This window comes from uncultured Clostridium sp. (assembly GCF_934754915.1).
Taxonomy (GTDB): domain Bacteria; phylum Bacillota; class Clostridia; order Clostridiales; family Clostridiaceae; genus Clostridium.
On record NZ_CAKVKB010000039.1, the window covers coordinates 1 to 18,789 of the forward strand.

The window sequence follows — 18,789 nt, forward strand, 5'->3', positions numbered from 1 at the left end:
GAGGTGTAAGTGCGGTAACGTATTTAGCTGACTGATACTAATAGGTCGAGGGCTTGACCAATAATAAGTTGTAAATACAGATAATATGCAATTTTGAAAGAACAATAGTTTCTTCAAATAATGTTCCGCGATAGCTCAATGGTGGAGCACTCGGCTGTTAACCGATAGGTTGGAGGTTCGAGTCCTCTTCGCGGAGCCATTTTTTTATATTTATATATATTATTTATATTAAGTAATTTAGCTGAGAAATCAGCTTTTTTTTATGTGAAAATTAAATGATAAATATTAAAAATGCTGCAAAAATCATTACACTGTTTAAAGCTTTAAATCAATTAAAATTTTATTACAGGGATTAATTATATTTATTGGAATTATTAACATGTAAACTTATTTTAATTTATATGTTAATATATTTATAGAATATATCTTAAAAATATATTTTTATTATTGTAAAACTATATAGAATGTTTATAATAATTATTGAAATGCAATTAATAATTTTAAAAGAGTATATATTATTAATTTATTATAATTTTATATAGGTATTGTGTGGGGGATAAAATGAGACATAAATCAAGACGAGATAAAAATAGTAAAATGATGTATGAGACTAAATTAATTATTCTATGTACAAGTATAGTAATTCTGGTTGTTGTGGGGAGTGCTGTAATGGCTCAAAGGTTTTTTACATATATAAATACTGTACAAGCAACGGATAATCAGATTGTCTTAAATAATAGTAACAATAATAATGATAGTGATAATAGTAAAAATAATGAATCAAATTCAGAGAATGACGAATCAAATGCACAAAATGAAAGTGATGCAGATATTAATGATATACCATCAGATTCTCCGCAATTTATTCAAAAATACTTAGATCAACAAATGAAAGGACAAATGCCTGAAGGTGCAGATGGAGTAAAAGCAGTATATCTTACTTTTGATGATGGACCATCAGAAACTGTTACACCTCAAATATTAGATATACTAAAAAATGAGGGAGTACATGCAACTTTTTTTGTTTTAGGAAAAGCAATTGATTCAAGTGAGGAAAATAAAGAATTATTAAAAAGAACTGTTTCAGAAGGAAATGCTATAGGAATTCATAGTTATTCACATAATTATAAAATTTTATATCCTAATAATATTGTTAATGTGAATAATTTTAAGGATGAAGTAGAAAAAACTAATGCTTCACTAAAGAGTGTTCTTGGGGAAGATTTTACAACTAAGGCAATAAGATTTCCTGGGGGACATATGACTTGGAAGGGTACAGAAGCATTAGACGATTATTTTCAACAAGAAGGATATAGTTATATTGATTGGAATGCACTTTCTAAAGATGCGGAAGGAGCATCTAAAAATGCACAGCAGTTATATCAAGAGGTTATTAATACAACCGGAACTAAGCAGAAAGTTATATTATTAATGCATGATACATATAAAAAAGAAGAAACTGCTAAATCATTACCAGATATTATTCATTATTTTAAAGATAATGGATATGAATTTAGAGTTATAAAATAATCTGTAATACTAAAATACTTGTGTTAATATAATAGATATAATAAATATATCTATTCATATTACATAAGTATTTTTATTTTAAATTTTATTTGAATAAAAAAATGTATATTTATTATAAGATATTTTTGTATAATAAAATAAAGTAAATAATTTCAAATTTAAATAAGGAGGAGTTTAATGTTATCTAAAAATATAGTTTCAGAAGTATTGTCTAAGTGTTTAATAACAGGAGGAGATTTTGCTGAGATTTTTGAAGATGATTCAATCAATAATTCTATATCATTAGTAGATGGAAAGGTTCATGATGCTATTGGAGGAAGAAGCTATGGTATAGGAATAAGAATTTTTAAAGGGTTTAAAAGTGTTTATGCATATACAAACAACAATAGTTTAGACAGTTTATTAGAAACAGCATATAGAGCTGCACTTGCATTGGGAGAAATTAAGGAAGAAAAAAGTATTGTACTAAATGAAAAAAAGATAGAAACAATACATCCTATATTATATTATCCTAAAGATGTGCAATATGAAAAAAAAATTGCTGTATTAAAGACTGCATATGGTGGAGCAAAAAATTATAATAATGAAATATCTCAAGTAATTGCAAATTATTCAGATAAAGAACAGAATGTGTTAATTGCAAACACAGAAGGAATATATATAAAGGATACTAGAATTAGAACTAGATTAGGAGTAAGTGCTGTAGCATCAAAAGATAATGAAAATCAAACTGGTTTTCAAGGACCAGGAAGACATATGGGAATTGAAATGTTTGAAAAAATTGATCCAGAAGCAGCAGGAATAGAAGCAGCAAGAATAGCTCATACTATGCTTCACGCTAAGAACTGTCCAGCAGGCAATATGACTGTTGCTATTGATAATGGATTCGGTGGAGTAATATTCCATGAGGCATGTGGTCATGCTTTAGAAGCTACTGCAGTAGCAAAAGGAAATTCAGTTTTTGCAGGAAAACTTGGACAGCAGATAGCTTCTTCAAAAGTTACTGCAATTGATGATGGAACAATACCTAATGCATGGGGATCATTAAATATAGATGATGAAGGAAATAAAACACAAAAGAATGTATTAATAGAAAATGGTATTTTAAAAGGATATATGATAGATAAACTTAATGGAAGACGTATGAATATGAAATCTACAGGAAGTTCTAGAAGACAAAGTTATAAATATCAACCTACATCAAGAATGACTAATACTTATATTGCTGCTGGAACTGATAAGCCTGATGATATAATAAAATCTATTGAAGATGGATTATATGCAAAGAAACTTGGAGGAGGGTCAGTTAATCCAGTTACAGGTGAATTTAACTTTTCCGTTCAGGAAGGTTATTTAGTTAAAAATGGTGTGATTCAAGAGCCGGTAAGGGGTGCTAGCCTTATTGGAAAGGGAAGCGATGTACTTATGGATATTGATATGGTTGGTGATAACTTAGAATTAGCTCAAGGAATATGCGGCTCTTCATCAGGTAATATACCTACTAATGTAGGTCAGCCTATGATTAGAGTTAAGAAAATAACTGTAGGAGGTAGATAAGATGGATTTTAATTTATTTAAAGAGAAACTTTTTAGTGAAGCTAAAAAGTCAGGTTTTGAGGAATGCGAAATTTATTATTCAGATGTTGAAAGCTTAAATATTAACATTTATGAAGGTGAAGTGGAAAAGTATAAACTTAATACTGCATTTGGACTTTCGTTTAGAGGAATGATTAATGGAAAGATGGGATACTCATATACTGAAATATTGGATGATGAAGCTATCAATACAGTTATAAACAATGCAAAAAGTGCAGCATTAGCTATAGAAAATAATGATACACAATTTATTTATGAAGGAGATAAAGAGTATAAAAAGATTGATTGTTATAAAAAAGAACTTGATTTGGTAAAACCAGATCAGCTTATTAAGCTTGCTCTTGAAATGGAAAGCCAATGCAAAAAGCAATGCGATAAGATTGTAAATTTTTCAGGATGTGGTATAGGTTATGGAAAATCTACGTATGGAATAATCAATTCTAAGGGTCTTGATTTAAAAAATAAGAGAAATCATTTGACAGCATATGTTGTTCCAATAATAGAAGATAATAATGAAAAATATGATGGAATGGGATATGTCATAGCTGAGAAGATAGAAGATGTAAATCCAGAAAAAATAGCTAATGATGGAATAAAGGAAGCTTTATCTAGGGTTGGTGGAAAGAGTATATCTTCAGGAAAATATAAAATAATAATAAATAATGAGGCAATGGTTTCTCTTCTTGGAACTTTTGATCCTATATTCGATTCAGAGCAAGCACAAAAGGGTCTATCTTTACTAAAAGATAAAGAAGGGAAAATGGTTGCATCAGATGTTGTTACTTTAGTAGATGATCCACATTTAAAAGATGGTCTAGGAACAACTGCTTTTGATGATGAAGGTGTTGCAACTTATAAAAAAGAAATTATAAGTAACGGTAAATTAAATACATTGTTATACAACTTAAAGACAGCAAATAAAGCCGGAGTGAAATCAACTGGAAATGGATTTAAAAGTTCATATGCATCTATCGTAGGAATAAGTGCTACTAATTTTTATATAAAACCTGGAGAAAAGTCTTTTGAAGAACTTTGTGAAAATATTAAAGATGGAGTGATAATAACTGAATTTGCAGGACTTCATTCAGGTGCAAATGCTGTAACAGGAGATTTTTCATTAGCAGCAAAAGGATTTATGGTTGAAAACGGAAAGAAAACATTTCCTATAGAGCAGATAACTGTAGCAGGAAATTTCTTTACACTTTTAAAGGATATTGAATGTGTAGGGAGCGATTTAAAGTTCCCTATGAGCAGTATTGGGTGTCCATCTGTAATTGTAAAAGAATTATCTATTGCTGGAAAATAGAATAAATAAAGTAATGAGACTATTGCACTAATTAGTAGAATTCAATCTTTGTGCAATAGTCTCATCAAAAAATAAGTTTAAAATAAATTTCTATTAAAATAGATTTTGAATTTAGTAGAGTACAAGGTTGGATTTTTGTGTAGAATTATCTAAATAAAAATCTCCTAGTGCATCATTAAAATTAAGTTTTTCTGATGAATTTGATGAATAAAAATAAATTAGAAATCCATCACATAAACTTGAGTTGTATTCACTTGAGAATTGATCACATATATTTTTTAAATTTTGAGGTGATGCATCATCAGTTATAACATCAAATCTAAAAAAATTGTTTCCGAAAGTTATTTTCTTTATAGTGAATGGTATACTTGTATCTATATTCTTATCAAAATTACCAGAAAAAGAATATTCAATATTACTTGCACTATTACTTACCAAAGCATTAGGATTATAAGTAGAATTTGGCATTAAGTTTTTTATAGGTAATACAAGTGTATTGGTAACTTTTTGAGATGAATCTAAAAAAGTAAGATTGATTTTCCCATTAAATACACTATCTGAATTATTATCAATTGTGATTTCTGCATATCTACCAATTGAATTTCCAGATGAAGCTAAATTATATTCAAATTTTAAATTATCAATTGAAGCTTCAGCATTTTTTGTTGATGACTGTTCAGATGAATCTCCAACTTCAATATTATCTGAGTCGTCAGGAACTTTCATGTGTTGAAGAAATAGTATTCCACTTCCAGCTCCCATTAAAGAAATAGATAAAAGAAAAGCTGCTATAATTAAACTTAAAGAAGCATGTCCACCTCTTTTTATAGAAAAAATAATAAATATAAGAGAAAGTATAATACCAATAATTCCTATTGAATAAAGGATTAAGGGAAGTAAATTCATATAAATCACCACTAACTTTAAAATAATATAATATATTGTATAATTATATTATATATTGATTTTAGGTTTACTTAAAGTGGAAATTTTACAATTGAAATAAAAAAGTAAAAGGAGAGAGTTATGGCAAGTTATGATTTGATTATTATTGGAGCAGGAATAGCTGGAATGACAGCAGCATTAAGCGCTTCAAAATGTGGTATAGAGAAAATTTTGGTAATTGAAAAGGAATCTTGTGTTGGAGGAATCGTAAATCAGCTTATACATAATAATTTTGGAAAAACATCATTAGGAAAGTGCATTACAGGACCAGAATATATTCAGTTTATTTTAGATGAATTGAGACAGAAAAATATAGATTTATTATTGAATTCAAATGTTTTGGATATAAGCAGTGATAGAGTTGTGACGTATGTTAGTCCTTTAGAAGGAGTTAAAGATATAAGTGCAAGTACAGTTATTTTTGCAATGGGAGCAAGAGAAAAATATTCTGGAAACTTAAATATTTCTACAAATACTCTTACAGGAATATTTACAGTTGGAGAAGCTCAAAGAATTGTAAATCTTGAAGGTTATGTTCCAGGAAGAAATGCTATAATAACAGCAAAAGATAAATGGGGATTTCTTCTTGCAAGAAGACTTATTATAGAAGGGGTAAAAATATCAGCAGTTGTTTTGGAAGAAGACTTTGAAACAATTAGAAATGATGAGATAGATGATATTATTGAAGGATTTGATATACCAATTATAGATAAATCAAGAATTATTGGTGTTAGTGGTAAAACAAGAATAGATAATGTTAAATTATTGAGTTTAGAAGATGGAAGTGTTTTTGATAAAGAATGTGATTGTTTATTGCTTTCTATTGCATTTATTCCTGAAGTTGAAGGAATAAAAAAATTAAAAGTAGATATTGATGAAAGAACTTCTGCTATTAAAATAGATGAGAATTATATGACATCTATTGATGGATTTTTTGCATGTGGAAATATAATTTATGGAGAAGATGTATTCAAGTTTTCAGAAATAGATGGAACAGAATGCGGGAAAAAAGCTGCAGAATATATTAAAAAATACTTTTTCAAATAAAATGAAGCAGTAAAAATACTATTTTAGTATTTTTACTGCTTCATTATACATAATATTATTTCCTTCTGTTGAAATATGAATGCCATCCAGATAAAAATTGGTGAAATCTATATCATAAAAATTAATTATTTTTATTTTATATTTTTTAGATAAGCATATTAATTGTTCTTTTAAATTTAAAAGATTTTCTTCTGTGTATTTGTAAAATGAAGAGGGGATAAATAATTCATTAGCCATTGAACCTATTATTTTAGGAGGAATTCCTAAAATAATTTCAGCATTTATTTTAAGTCCGTCTTTTATCATTATTTCAATATTATCACTTATTGATAATACTTTTCTTCCACACAAAAGGTCATTAGTGCCACCCATTATAAAAATTCTAGAAGGATTATATTTAATAACATTTGAGTAATATCTTGAAAGCATAGAGGGTGTTGTATCTCCATTTTGGCTTTTATTTAAGTAATTAAGATTTAAGCGTTTTGCTGTTAGATATACCCAAGATTTTTCTTTTGGAACTCCATAGCCATAAGTAAGACTGTCTCCTAAAAATATAATATCTATATTATAACTCATATATTATCAATCACTTCCGTTTCTAATATTAAAATAATTTTTTAAAACATTTATTGCATATGATTGTTTTTCCACCATCAGCTTTTATATAATTATCTGAATCAATGTCCTTTTTACATATGCTACAAGATTTTGATGAAGAATTATTATTTATTTTTGTATTAAGTTTGTTTTTTAAAATATTTTTCTTTATAGGTGAATATAATTTTGGGGTAGATGGAACATCTTTTTGCGTTAATTTATAATTGAAATTATATTTACTTTCAGCATATAATTCTAATTCAAATCTGGGATTTTCTTTATCATAATATTCTTCAGTAAATATTTTGGTTATTTGAGCATCATTTACTATTAAACCACTTTTTTCGATTCCATCAAAAATACTTTTAGTTATATTTATGGTATCAGGATGTCTTTTTTCACTTTTATAATACACTTTTAATATTGCAATAAGGCTTTCTGAGAATACAACATCAGGATTTTGACTTCGTGCAAGAAGTGCTATTTCCTGCTCATATAATGAATATCTATCATAGTATTTTCCGGTATTGTCTGGAAGAATGGCACGACCATTTACATTATGAAGCTTAAAATTTGATTTTGTTATAGGTGAGCCTTTTATTATTACTTTAGCATAATCCGTCATTTTATATCTCCTTATATAATGTATTTCAATTAAAACTATACAGGATATTAATATGTTATACAATCACGAAAAATTGATAATATTGTATATATAAAGTATAATATTTGGGTATTATTAAGATTAATGTAAGAAAGTAATCTTAATAAATTTTTAATCATTAATAAAGAAGAAATTTAAAGTTTCTAATATATAATTAAATGTGGTTATATATTAGAAACTTTAAATAAGATAAATATATAAGAAGAGGGATAAAAATGGATAAGAAAATAATTTTATCAATAGAATCAAGTTGTGATGAAACTTCAGCAGCAGTTGTGGTAAACGGAAGAGAAGTTTTATCAAATGTAATAGCATCTCAAATAGATACACATAAAAAATATGGAGGAGTGGTTCCAGAAGTTGCTTCAAGAATGCATATTGAAGTTATAGATAGTGTGGTGAAAGCAGCACTTGAAGAAGCAGATTTAAAATTAGAAGATATTGATGCAATTGGAGTTACATATGGACCAGGATTAGTTGGAGCTTTGCTTGTTGGTCTTCAATATGCTAAGGGATTAGCACTGGGAGCAAATAAACCGCTTATACCTGTAAATCATATACAAGGTCATATAAGTGCTAATTTTATTCAGTATAAAGATTTAAAACCTCCATTTGTATCATTAGTTGTTTCTGGAGGCCATACTTTTGTAGTACATGTAAAATCATATAGAGATTTTGAAGTTATAGGCCAGACTAGAGATGATGCAGCAGGTGAGGCTTATGATAAAGTTGCTAGAGCTTTAGGATTAGGATATCCAGGAGGTCCTAAAATTGATAAACTTGCAAAAGAAGGAAATGAAGATGCAATAGATTTTCCAAGAGCAAAATTTCATGATAACACATTAGATTTTTCATTTAGTGGAGTTAAATCAGCAGTGTTAAATTATTTAAATAAAGCAAAAATGAAAGAAGAAGAAATAAATAAGGCAGATATTGCCGCTTCATTTCAAAAGGCTATTGTAGATGTTTTGAAAAATAATGTATTTTTAACATGTGAAAGAAAAAAATTAAACAAGATAGCAGTTGCAGGGGGTGTAGCATCAAATTCATATTTAAGAGAAACTTTGATTAATGAAGGTGCTAAAAGAGGAATAGAAATATTATTTCCAGAACCAATTTTATGTACAGATAATGCAGCAATGATTGGAAGTGCAGCATATTTTAAATTGATGGATGGAGCAGAATCAGATTTAGATATTAATGCAAAGCCTAATTTAAAATTAGCGGAGGGGTAATAAAAAATGAAGCTGTTATCTCATTCTAATGGATTATATAAATTAGATAAAGAAAAAATAAGTAAAATGAAAATACTAAAAAGATGTGCAATATTTTTAGTAGTATTGTTAACAATAGGTTTTCTTATACAAAGTATAAGCAATTTAATTGTAAATTCGAAGCTTAAATCACATTTTAAATACGTACGACTCGATGGAAAAAAAATTGAGTACAAACTTAAAGGCAGTGGTGATTATACTGTGATTTTTGATGGATCAATAGGAACTAATTTATATGAGTGGAACAATGTATGCAATATGCTGGATGAAGAAAACAAGGTTTCAACTTTTATCTATAATAGACGAGGTTATGGATTTAATGATGGAGGAACAAGGATTTCTCCAGAAGAACAAGCTAAACAGCTGAAATTGTTACTTAGGAAAGCTGGAGCATCTGGACCATATATACTTGTAGGTGAAGAATATGGAAGTCTGGTATTAACTAACTTTGCTAAATTATATCCAGATTCTGTAGCAGGAGTTGTTCTTGTTAATCCCATAGCTGAAAAAAGTCTTGAGGATAAAGAAGTTAAAAAAAATATATATATTCCATATATAAGAAGTCAAATTGAATATGCAGGGGCTGGAATTTCACTTACATCTTTATTAAGTAATATGAATCTTACGTTGGAAAATACGACTTTTATAAATAGTTTGAATGAGAATGAATTAGAGGAATTCAATAGTTTTAAAAATAGAAGAAATCACAAAGGTGCTGTTAAGAATGAAATAGAAAATGTATATAAGAATGTTTCAGAAAGCCAAGAAGACGGAATGTTTTATAATAAACCTCTTTACATTATAAGCAATAAAGAGTCAGAACCATTGGTTGATCTTGGTAATCCAGAAATTACAACATTATATATTGAAAATTCTCAAGAGACACCAGTATCAATTTCAGATTCTGAATGTGTTGTTAATGGAATAAATACTGTTATAAAACAGGTAAGGAAATTATCAAAAAATTCTTAGACTATTATTATTTGTCATGTGTTTGACACAAAGAGTTTATATACTAACAATATAAAGTAAGTAATGTTTATTGATTTAATATAAAGGTTATTAGTTTAGGAGGAATAGCATATGATGAATGATGAAAATAAGAATTTTATTGATGTAGAATCATCACCAGTTGATGAAAGTGATTCAAATGTTTATGGAAACCAATTTGCATACGATGGAAATAATGAATTTAAGAAAAAGAAGAGAAAAGGATTTTTAGGAAAGGTAGCAGGATGTCTTTTATTGACAATTACAGGAGGACTTGTAGGTGGAGGCGTTACTTATTCTCTTATTAAGAATAATTCAGGAAATGGAAATAAGGCAGCTATAACTAATCAAGTAAATTATGTTCCTCAATCTTTTACACAAAGTGATTCTGAAGCAATGTCAGCAGCAGATGCATTTAGTAAAGTATCACCAGCTGTTGTAATAATATCAACAACAGGAACAACCAATAATGGCTTTACTTCAAGTCAATATGAAGGTATGGGTTCTGGATTTATAATAAATGAAGATGGATATATATTGACAAATTATCATGTAATTGAAGGTGCACAAGATATTACTGTTACATTAAGTGATGGAAATGAAGTATCAGCTACAGTGGTTAATTATGATCAGGAAAAAGATATAGCAATGATTAAATTAAAAGAAGGAACTAAAGTTCCAGCAACTGCTGAACTTGGAGATTCAGACGAATTATATCCTGGTGCAGAAGTAATAGCAATAGGAACACCACTTTCAAAGAATTTAGCATATACTTTAACTAAAGGTGTAATAAGCGGAAATGACAGGGTTATTCAATCACAGAATGGTTCAACTGTACATTTAATTCAAACAGATGCAGCTATAAATTCAGGTAATAGTGGTGGACCTTTAGTAAATACAAAAGGTCAGGTAATAGGAATTAATTCAATGAAATTAAGTTCTCAATCAATGGGATCAGCTAGTGTTGAAGGAATAGGATTTGCAATTCCAATAAATGAAGTCAAGAGCCAGATTGATACTTTATCAAAGCAGATTTTAAATTTGGGAATAAAGATTAGACCAATAGATAGTGACACTGCTGCAAAATATAATTTGGAAGAAGGATTATATATAGTTTCTGTTGATGAGTATTCTCCAGCAGAAAAAGGCGGTTTAAAAATTGGTGATGTAATTGTAGAGTGTGATGGAAAAGCAGTAAAGACTTTTGATGAACTTAAGGAAATAAAACAAAGTAAAGATGTGGGCGATACTATGAAGATAACAGTAGTAAGAGATAAAAAGAAAATTGATTTGAATGTTATTTTAGAAGAAACAAAGTAAAGATAACTTAAATAATAGGAGTTTTATGCTTCTATTATTTTTTTCTTTTAAATTCATATGAATAGTAGTAAAATTAATGAATATAATGGAAAAAATATAAGGGGAGATAATCAATTTATGGAAGAGGTAATACTGAGTATAATAATGCACAGTGGAGAGGCTAGAAGTTATTCTATGGAAGCCATTGCATTCGCTAAAGAAGGGTTGTTTGATAAATCAAAAGAACTTATAAGAATGGCAGACGAAGAATTAGGTTATGCACATAGTTCTGAAACAAGTTTAATTCAAGGTGAAGCTGCAAATGATCAGATTGATTTTTCACTGCTTATTGTACATGCACAGGATCATTTAATGACAACTATGACATTTAAAGACTTAGCAGTAGAACTTATTGAGATGAATGAAAGAGTTTACAAACTAGAACATAAATAATATGCACAATTTTACTATTATCTTCATAATTTATTATATAAATAACTTTTGGAGGTAAAAATAATGAGCGGAAGAGTAAGTGTATGTTCTATATGTCCTAGAGAAAATGAACAGATTGATGCGGTTATACAAATAGGAAAAGAAAACAGAAGTGTTTTATATGGAACTGTTATTGATGAATGTGGAAAACCTGTAGCTGATGCTGTAATCAAACTATTAAAGGTTTGTGATAAAGGAATAATTCCATTGACTCATACTTTTACTGATTGCTATGGACAATTTTTATTAGGTCCTTTATGTCCTAATGAAAAGTATATGTTAAAGGTTTATAAGGATAATATTAGAATAAGATATGAGCCAATTAATGCTTCATGTTATAAGGGTGGATGCATTGGAGATAAAGCTTGTAAAAACTGCTAGCATCATTTCACAAAGATAGTTAAAAATATAATAATAAAATAAAAAGTTCTCTTTTATAGGGAACTTTTTATGTTATACTTATTAATAAGTTTTACCATAATTAAGAGAGAATATAAGTAGGTGTTTATAGTGAAGGTTAAAATTAAATATATAATAATTCTAATAATTATTTTAATAATTGGAATGTTCGGAGTTAATTTATATAAACCCAATAAGGAACAAGTTCTTAGAGGAAAAATAGAGATAATTGTCTATTCTGATACATATGATTATTTATCAGAGTGTGCAGAGAGATTTATGGAATTAAACAATAAGGCAGAAGTGAAGGTTAAAAAAATTTATAATGATAAAGAAATAATGCAGGAAATCAATAATAAAAATGATAATGTAACATATATAGCTCAAATTGATAGAAGTGATTTTGAAGATATGAAATTAGAAAAAGTGAATTATTTTGAGGAACAACAAGATATTCTATCAGCATATTCTAAAAATTTTTCTCAATATAGACTTCAGCAGATGAAATATGATGATATTTCTATTGGGATTCCATTTACTTCAAGGCCTCTTGCATTGTATATAAGAGAAGATATGCTTAATGAATATGGGTATACAAGAGATGATATAAATACATGGGATGATATAATAAGTATTGGAAAAGATATTTATGTGAGAAGTAATGAAAAAGTAAGAATAATAAATGCTACTGGTCAGGATTATGAGGATCTTGTTTCATTGTTAATAATGCAGTATATGGGCAAAAATATACCTTCAGAAGATGTAAAGGCGAAAACAGATAGTATGATATCAGAATTGAATAATAACAATATATTAAATTTGAATGAAGGTGGAGAATTTTTAGGAAGAATATCATCTATAAATGCAATAAAAGAAATTAGTGCAATAGATATTGAATGTACATGGAGTATAGGAAATGTACCAAGTATTTCTCATGGGTCAAGCAAATTTTTTTGTAATGAAGGAGATAATCTAGTAGTTTTAAATAATGTAGAGGATAATAGAAAACTTGTGGAAAAATTCATAACTTATGTAATAACAAATAATTCTGATGCAGTTAAATATGTCACAAAAGGTGATTTCTTTTCGTGTTATTTGTATACTTACAAAAATAAGGATATAGAAGTTATGCCTAATAATTTTGAAGGAAACAGTCCTATAATAATATTAAATAATATTGAAGAAAAATCGAACACAATTTCTGATTATAATAAATTTATTGATATAAAAAAGACATATACAGGTTCTAATTAATTTTTTGTTTATATCATAAGCTGATGCTGAATGCATCAGCTTTGTTTTTTATGAAAAATATATAAAATTTTATGCTGATAGTTATTGTTATACAGAAAGAGAATTGATAATATCTTGATATATATTTAGTGTTTTTTCAGCTGTATTTTTCCAAGAAAATTTTAGACTATTATTATATCCTTTTTCAGAAAGTTCCTTTTTTAATATTTCATCATTTAGTAATCTCACAAGTGCTTTTTCAAGTTCAAGCTGAGAATAAGGATTTATTAATATAGCTGAATCATTTGTTACTTCAGGAATAGAAGTTATATTTGAAGTTATTACAGGAGCAGCACAACTCATAGCCTCAAGTGGTGGTAGTCCAAATCCTTCATAAAATGAAGGATATATGAAAGCTTCACATCCGCTATACAGTATTGGAAGTATATCTTCATCTAAATAACCACAGAATTTAATTTTATCAGATAAGTTGTTAGCTTTTACATAGTCATATAGCTGCAAACCTTCATCTTTTAAGGAACCGCCAAGTAATAGAGTATATGATTTATTTAAACTATTATAGCAATTATTAAATGCCTTAATAAGTCCGGCCGTGTTTTTTCTTTGACTAAATCCCCCTATGTAAAGGATATATGGTGTTGTAAAGCTGTATTTTTTTTGTACATAGGATTTTGATTGAATTTTATCAAGAGGTTTAAATTTTGAATTAGTTGCAAGCGGAGTAACATAGATTTGGTTTTCAGGATAAAAACTAAAAAATTTTAGGATATCTTTCTTTGAATATTCAGACACTGTAAGTATTGCTGCTGATTTACGAATTATATTTGGCATATCTCTCAAAAACCTTTCAAGATATCCTTTTCCAACTGTTTCAGGCATTATATATGGTATTAAATCATGTATTGTAACAACAGTTGGGATATCAACATCGTAATTAAATCCTATTCCATTTTGAGGAATATGATACAAGTCAATATTAGAATTTTTTATTTTAGAAGGAAAGTAATATTTTTCATAAAATGTTCCATGATGACCTGATGAAAACAATATTTCAGTATTACTTTTATTGAAATTTTTGTTAAGTGAGCCTGAACAAAAGAGCATAAATTTATTAGAAGAATTTAAATTTATCATATTATTAATTAAATTAAAAGTGTATGTTCCAATTCCAGTACCATTATATAAATCAGCACCTCGTGCATCTATTGCAATTTTCATATGAGCACCTCTACAAACACATATATTTATAAGATATTAATAGTTGTTGTTTTTGGTGATTATATAAAATTGAATTTGTTATAAATCACAATAAATTATTTTGAAACATATATATAAGATAAATAATATTAATTGGGAATTTTTATGAATGATGATAATGATGTAATTAAAATTAAAAAATTTATTGAGGAAAATTATAATTTACAAGTAGAAAAAGTAGAAAAAATAAAAAATAGCTATAAAATAAAAACTGCTGCTAAAACATATTCATTAAAAACTATTAAATATGAATTTCCTCATTTCTACTTTATCCTATCTGCAATGAAGCATTTACAAAACAATGGATTCATGGATATACCCAAATTTATTTTAAACAATAAGGGATTAGAGTTTGGAATTTTTAATGGAAGTTATGTTTATTTGACAGAATGGATTACATCAAGATTGAGTAATTTTGATAATCCTATTGAACTTTCATTAATATCAACAGAACTAGCAAGACTTCATAAAGCTAGTTTAGGGTTTAATATTAATTCATATATGAAACCAAGAATAGGATGGTTTTCATGGGAAAAAGTTTTTGAAACAAGAAAAAATGAAATTCTTGATTTTAAGAATAGAATAATACAGAAAGCCTACAAATCTAATTTCGATTTGATATATTTAGATAATATAGAAAAAGAGATACAGATAGCAGAAAGGAGCATTGAAGGACTTAGAAAAAATAATTATGTAGAAATAATGGAAAAAGAAGTTTTTAAACGTGGGTTTTGTCATCATGATTATGCATATCATAATATATTAGTAGAGAAAACAGGAAAATTTAAAATCATAGATTTTGATTATTGTATTTTGGATTCACATCTTCATGATATTTCTTCTCTGTTTATACGAGCAATGAAAAATGGAAAATGGAGCATTAGAAAAGCTGATTTAATTTTATATTCATATTCAAAAATTTTTGAAATAAAAAAAAGTGAATTTCCTATAATGAGAGAATTTATAAGGTTTCCACAAGCTTTTTGGCAGCTTGGAATACAAGTTTATTGGGAACAGCAGCCATGGACAGAAGAATTTTTTTTAAATAGGCTGCAAAAATATCTTGAAGATAGAATTGAAAGAGAAGAGTTTATTGATTCTTATTTTAAGGGGGGAGATTAAGATAGATGAATTATCATTAAATAAATATTTTGAATCTAAAGGTATAATTATAAAAAATGATTATTTCTCATATGATAAAAGTTTTGGAAAAAAGTCATGTGAAAATCAGATAGGTATAATGGTTGAATTACACAAAGCATTAATTTGCTGCAGATTTGATGATTTATGTAAGATTGGAAGCTGTATAGGGAAAGAAGTAGAAGGGTTTAAAGTTCAATTAAAAAGGGTTCAGAGAGATTATAAGAGTGTTTTTGACAAAAATTCAAAAAATGAAGTTGAAAAATTATTTCTTTCTGAAGGAAAGAGAATGGTTTACCAAGGATTACAAGCTGTTGATTATATATTACAAAATGGATACTTTGATATTATAAGGAGAAGCATGAATAGAGAAGAGATATGCATTGGAAGAGTAGATCAAGGCAATTTAAGAAAAGTGAATGGAAATTTTGAAATTGGGACTATAAAAGGAATGAGTTATAATCTCGTTGAAGAAGATTTGTATAGGTATATAAAGAGGATTCAAAAGAAAGGAATAGATATAGACGAAGATGAAATTATAAGATTTTTTGTCCATCAATCTCATTTATCGTTAGACAGTATAAAATATATTAGAGCGCTGTGTAGTTACCCTAAAAATTTTTTTAAAACGTGGGAAAGATATAGAAATAACAAAAAAAGCAAGAGTGATGAAGAGTTTGTAGAACTTTTAAAGGAGAGTCTAAAGTATGAAGATAAAGTGTTTATAAAATAATAAGGTTCATGATATATTCATTAGAAAATATGGAGGTTACAGAATGAATAAAATAAGGTATTCTGAAAGAGAGTATTTATGTGAATATGATTTGAGTCTGGAATTTTTTGAAGCAGCAGGATTAAAAATAAATGATGTTACACCACTTAGAAAAGTTTTTATATTATCAACTGATGAAGGCAATAAAATTTTGAAAAAAGTAAATTATGATATTGATAGAATAACATTTATAAGTGAATCATTAAATTATTTGAAAAAAAGCTATAAGAATATAATAAAATATAATAAATTAAAAAATAATTTAAATTATATAGAATGGAAAAATAATATATATGTGGTTATGGATATTCTTAATGGCAGAGAAGCATCCTTTAGTAATCCAATAGAAATAGAATTATGTGCTAGTAATATAGCACTTATGCATGATGGATCAAAAGGAATATTAGATTATTTAAAAAAACAATATAATAACAATATTATTGGAGAATCATTTAAAGTAAAAATAGAAAAAGCAATAGAAGATCTTAAATATATGAAAAGTATTGTTGCTAGATATGAATACAAAAATGAATTTGACAATTTATTTTTAGATAATGTAGATAAATATATTGATGATATACAAATTGTACAAGAAAAAATTGATAAGAGTGTATATGATGAATTGAGAAAAGATTCTAATAACATAGTAATATGCCATAACGATTTGGCATATCATAATTTCCTTATTAAGAATTCAGAAGTAAATATTATTGATTTTGATTATATGACATTGGATTTAAGAGTATGTGACATTTCTGAATTTCTTCTTAAAACAATAAAGACTTCAGCTTTTGATATTGATAAAATGTTTCTTGCATTAGATGCATACGAAAATACAAGTAAACTTATCAAGGAAGAAAGGGAATTGATATATATTTTTTTAATGTTTCCTAAAGATATATATTCTATAACTAAAGATTATTATTTTAAACGCAAAAAATGGACCTATGATATTTATTTGAGCAGATTGAAAAGCAAAATGAATAATGAACCATTTAGAAAGGAATTAATAGAAAATTTAAAGAAAATCATATAAAAATTAATATAAATCGAAAAATCAAAAAACGTTCAAAATATGAACGTTTTTGTTTTTTTTAATTTTCAATTATAGATTCATATGAATGTAATGTTTCAATAGCTGTTTTTTTCCAAGAAAATTTGCAGCTTCTTGTAAGACTTTTTTTGACCATTGTTAATTTTAAAAGACTATTGCTTAATACACGTTCAATGTCATAAGAGAGCATATCAATATCATGAGGATCTATCAATAATGCAGATTCATAGCATACTTCAGGCAAAGAGGTAACATTAGAAGCTATGACTGGTGTTCCACAGGCCATGGCCTCAACAGGAGGAAGACCAAAACCTTCATAAAAAGAAGGATAAACAAGAACTTCAGCTGCATTGTAAAATAAAGGCATATCTTCTAAAGGTATAAAATCTGTAAAAACAACATTACTTTCAACATTTAGTTCATGTGCACGCTTTTTATATTTTTCGTATGATGGTCCCTTTCTACCAATAATAACAAGTTTAAAGGTTTCTTTTAGGCTTTCAGGAAGTTGTGAATAAGCCTCTATAAGGCCTAAAATATTTTTCCTTGGACTGAAGCCTCCAACATATAAAACAAAATCATTAGTGATTCCATATTTTCTTGTTATAAGTTTTTTGGATTGAGATTTGCTTAATGGTTTATAAATATCTTCTGCAGCAAGTGGCGTAACATATATATTATCAATTGGGAAATTAAATTCTTTTGCAATATCGCTTTTTGAAAATTCAGATACTGTAATTATACCATCACAATTATCTAATATTTTTGGAAGCTCATTGTTGAATATTCTTAAATATCTGTCGCTTACAGTTTCAGGCATCCTAAGTGGAATAATATCATGAAGTGTTATTACCTTTTTACAAGATATATTATCAGAAAGACCGACTCCATTTTGAGGAACATGATATAATTCAATATCAAAATTATTTAAGATATTAGGAACTTTTATATCCTCCCAAAAATTATTAGAATTTATAGAATCAATTGTTTCTATTTTAAAGTTATCCTTTAGATTGTTTAATGAATCACAGGGAGGCATAAATATTAAATAATTATTTATGCTGTCTACACAGTCTAGATTACGAATAAGTTCATGGGTGTATGTTCCTATTCCAGTACCGCGATACCATTTTGCAGCTCTGCCATCTATTCCTACTTTCATTTCGAAAT

At 27.4% G+C, this 18,789-nt stretch carries 18 protein-coding genes and 1 tRNA gene; 14 read left to right on the forward strand and 5 right to left on the reverse strand.

Going from position 1 to position 18,789, the window contains the following annotated elements; genetic code table 11:
- Window positions 1-124 precede the first annotated feature (124 nt).
- From Q0F58_RS08165 to Q0F58_RS08180, 4 genes are all read left to right on the forward strand, one after another.
- Window positions 125-199: transfer RNA gene (locus tag Q0F58_RS08165), tRNA-Asn, on the forward strand.
- Between the two features lie 362 nt (window positions 200-561).
- Window positions 562-1,530, forward strand: coding sequence for a polysaccharide deacetylase family protein (locus Q0F58_RS08170; RefSeq protein ID WP_294374818.1), 969 nt, complete (start codon window positions 562-564; stop codon window positions 1,528-1,530).
- 177 nt (window positions 1,531-1,707) lie between these two features.
- Window positions 1,708-3,087, forward strand: a complete 1,380-nt coding sequence (locus Q0F58_RS08175; RefSeq protein WP_294374820.1) for a TldD/PmbA family protein — start codon at window positions 1,708-1,710, stop codon at window positions 3,085-3,087.
- Between the two features lies 1 nt (window position 3,088).
- The gene (locus Q0F58_RS08180; protein ID WP_294374822.1) at window positions 3,089-4,432 is read left to right on the forward strand and encodes a TldD/PmbA family protein; all 1,344 of its coding nucleotides are present in this window, start codon (window positions 3,089-3,091) and stop codon (window positions 4,430-4,432) included.
- Window positions 4,433-4,543: 111 nt separating this feature from the next.
- Here the strand turns inward: Q0F58_RS08180 and Q0F58_RS08185 are convergent, their stop codons facing one another.
- Entirely contained in the window at window positions 4,544-5,338 is a 795-nt protein-coding gene (locus tag Q0F58_RS08185) for a hypothetical protein (protein ID WP_294374824.1), read from the reverse strand.
- Between the two features lie 120 nt (window positions 5,339-5,458).
- On the opposite strand from Q0F58_RS08185, the gene Q0F58_RS08190 reads away from it, so the two are divergent.
- Window positions 5,459-6,424, forward strand: coding sequence for an NAD(P)/FAD-dependent oxidoreductase (locus tag Q0F58_RS08190; RefSeq protein WP_294374826.1), 966 nt, complete (start codon window positions 5,459-5,461; stop codon window positions 6,422-6,424).
- A gap of 18 nt (window positions 6,425-6,442) precedes the next feature.
- Here the strand turns inward: Q0F58_RS08190 and Q0F58_RS08195 are convergent, their stop codons facing one another.
- Window positions 6,443-7,003, reverse strand: a complete 561-nt coding sequence (locus Q0F58_RS08195; protein WP_294374828.1) for a GDSL-type esterase/lipase family protein — start codon at window positions 7,001-7,003, stop codon at window positions 6,443-6,445.
- 28 nt (window positions 7,004-7,031) lie between these two features.
- On the reverse strand, window positions 7,032-7,649 hold the full coding sequence (locus tag Q0F58_RS08200; RefSeq protein ID WP_294374830.1) for a RusA family crossover junction endodeoxyribonuclease: 618 nt from the start codon (window positions 7,647-7,649) through the stop codon (window positions 7,032-7,034).
- A 254-nt stretch (window positions 7,650-7,903) separates the two neighbouring features.
- On the opposite strand from Q0F58_RS08200, the gene tsaD reads away from it, so the two are divergent.
- The 6 genes from tsaD (at window position 7,904) to Q0F58_RS08230 (ending at window position 13,396) form a co-directional block, all read left to right on the forward strand.
- Entirely contained in the window at window positions 7,904-8,923 is a 1,020-nt protein-coding gene (gene tsaD, locus Q0F58_RS08205) for a tRNA (adenosine(37)-N6)-threonylcarbamoyltransferase complex transferase subunit TsaD (RefSeq protein WP_294374832.1), read from the forward strand.
- A gap of 6 nt (window positions 8,924-8,929) precedes the next feature.
- Window positions 8,930-9,934 carry an alpha/beta hydrolase gene (locus Q0F58_RS08210; RefSeq protein WP_294374834.1) on the forward strand — a complete coding sequence of 335 codons (1,005 nt, stop codon included), beginning with the start codon at window positions 8,930-8,932 and terminating at the stop codon, window positions 9,932-9,934.
- Between the two features lie 111 nt (window positions 9,935-10,045).
- Window positions 10,046-11,272: a S1C family serine protease gene (locus Q0F58_RS08215; protein ID WP_294374838.1), complete on the forward strand. Its 1,227-nt coding sequence runs from the start codon at window positions 10,046-10,048 to the stop codon at window positions 11,270-11,272.
- A 117-nt stretch (window positions 11,273-11,389) separates the two neighbouring features.
- The gene (locus Q0F58_RS08220) at window positions 11,390-11,704 is read left to right on the forward strand and encodes a PTS lactose/cellobiose transporter subunit IIA (protein WP_294374841.1); all 315 of its coding nucleotides are present in this window, start codon (window positions 11,390-11,392) and stop codon (window positions 11,702-11,704) included.
- A 63-nt stretch (window positions 11,705-11,767) separates the two neighbouring features.
- Window positions 11,768-12,124, forward strand: a complete 357-nt coding sequence (locus Q0F58_RS08225; protein ID WP_294374844.1) for a carboxypeptidase regulatory-like domain-containing protein — start codon at window positions 11,768-11,770, stop codon at window positions 12,122-12,124.
- Between the two features lie 129 nt (window positions 12,125-12,253).
- Window positions 12,254-13,396 (forward strand): extracellular solute-binding protein, encoded by a 1,143-nt coding sequence (locus Q0F58_RS08230; RefSeq protein ID WP_294374847.1) that lies wholly within the window; start codon window positions 12,254-12,256, stop codon window positions 13,394-13,396.
- Between the two features lie 87 nt (window positions 13,397-13,483).
- Here Q0F58_RS08230 and Q0F58_RS08235 read toward each other — a convergent pair whose 3' ends face one another.
- On the reverse strand, window positions 13,484-14,614 hold the full coding sequence (locus Q0F58_RS08235) for a glycosyltransferase family 1 protein (RefSeq protein ID WP_294374849.1): 1,131 nt from the start codon (window positions 14,612-14,614) through the stop codon (window positions 13,484-13,486).
- 144 nt (window positions 14,615-14,758) lie between these two features.
- Between Q0F58_RS08235 and Q0F58_RS08240 the strand changes: the two genes are divergently transcribed.
- From Q0F58_RS08240 to Q0F58_RS08250, 3 genes are read left to right on the forward strand one after another with little or no spacing between them, the layout of a single operon-like run.
- On the forward strand, window positions 14,759-15,775 hold the full coding sequence (locus Q0F58_RS08240) for a CotS family spore coat protein (protein ID WP_294374852.1): 1,017 nt from the start codon (window positions 14,759-14,761) through the stop codon (window positions 15,773-15,775).
- Complete coding sequence (locus tag Q0F58_RS08245) at window positions 15,747-16,526, forward strand: spore coat protein (RefSeq protein ID WP_294374854.1); 780 nt, start codon at window positions 15,747-15,749, stop codon at window positions 16,524-16,526. The genes Q0F58_RS08240 and Q0F58_RS08245 overlap by 29 nt, the downstream gene beginning before the upstream one ends.
- Window positions 16,527-16,569: 43 nt before the next feature.
- A complete protein-coding gene (locus Q0F58_RS08250; protein ID WP_294374857.1) occupies window positions 16,570-17,601 on the forward strand; it encodes a CotS family spore coat protein in 1,032 nt (343 codons plus the stop codon).
- Window positions 17,602-17,659: 58 nt separating this feature from the next.
- Here the strand turns inward: Q0F58_RS08250 and Q0F58_RS08255 are convergent, their stop codons facing one another.
- Window positions 17,660-18,781 (reverse strand): glycosyltransferase family 1 protein, encoded by a 1,122-nt coding sequence (locus Q0F58_RS08255; protein ID WP_294374860.1) that lies wholly within the window; start codon window positions 18,779-18,781, stop codon window positions 17,660-17,662.
- Window positions 18,782-18,789 lie beyond the last annotated feature (8 nt).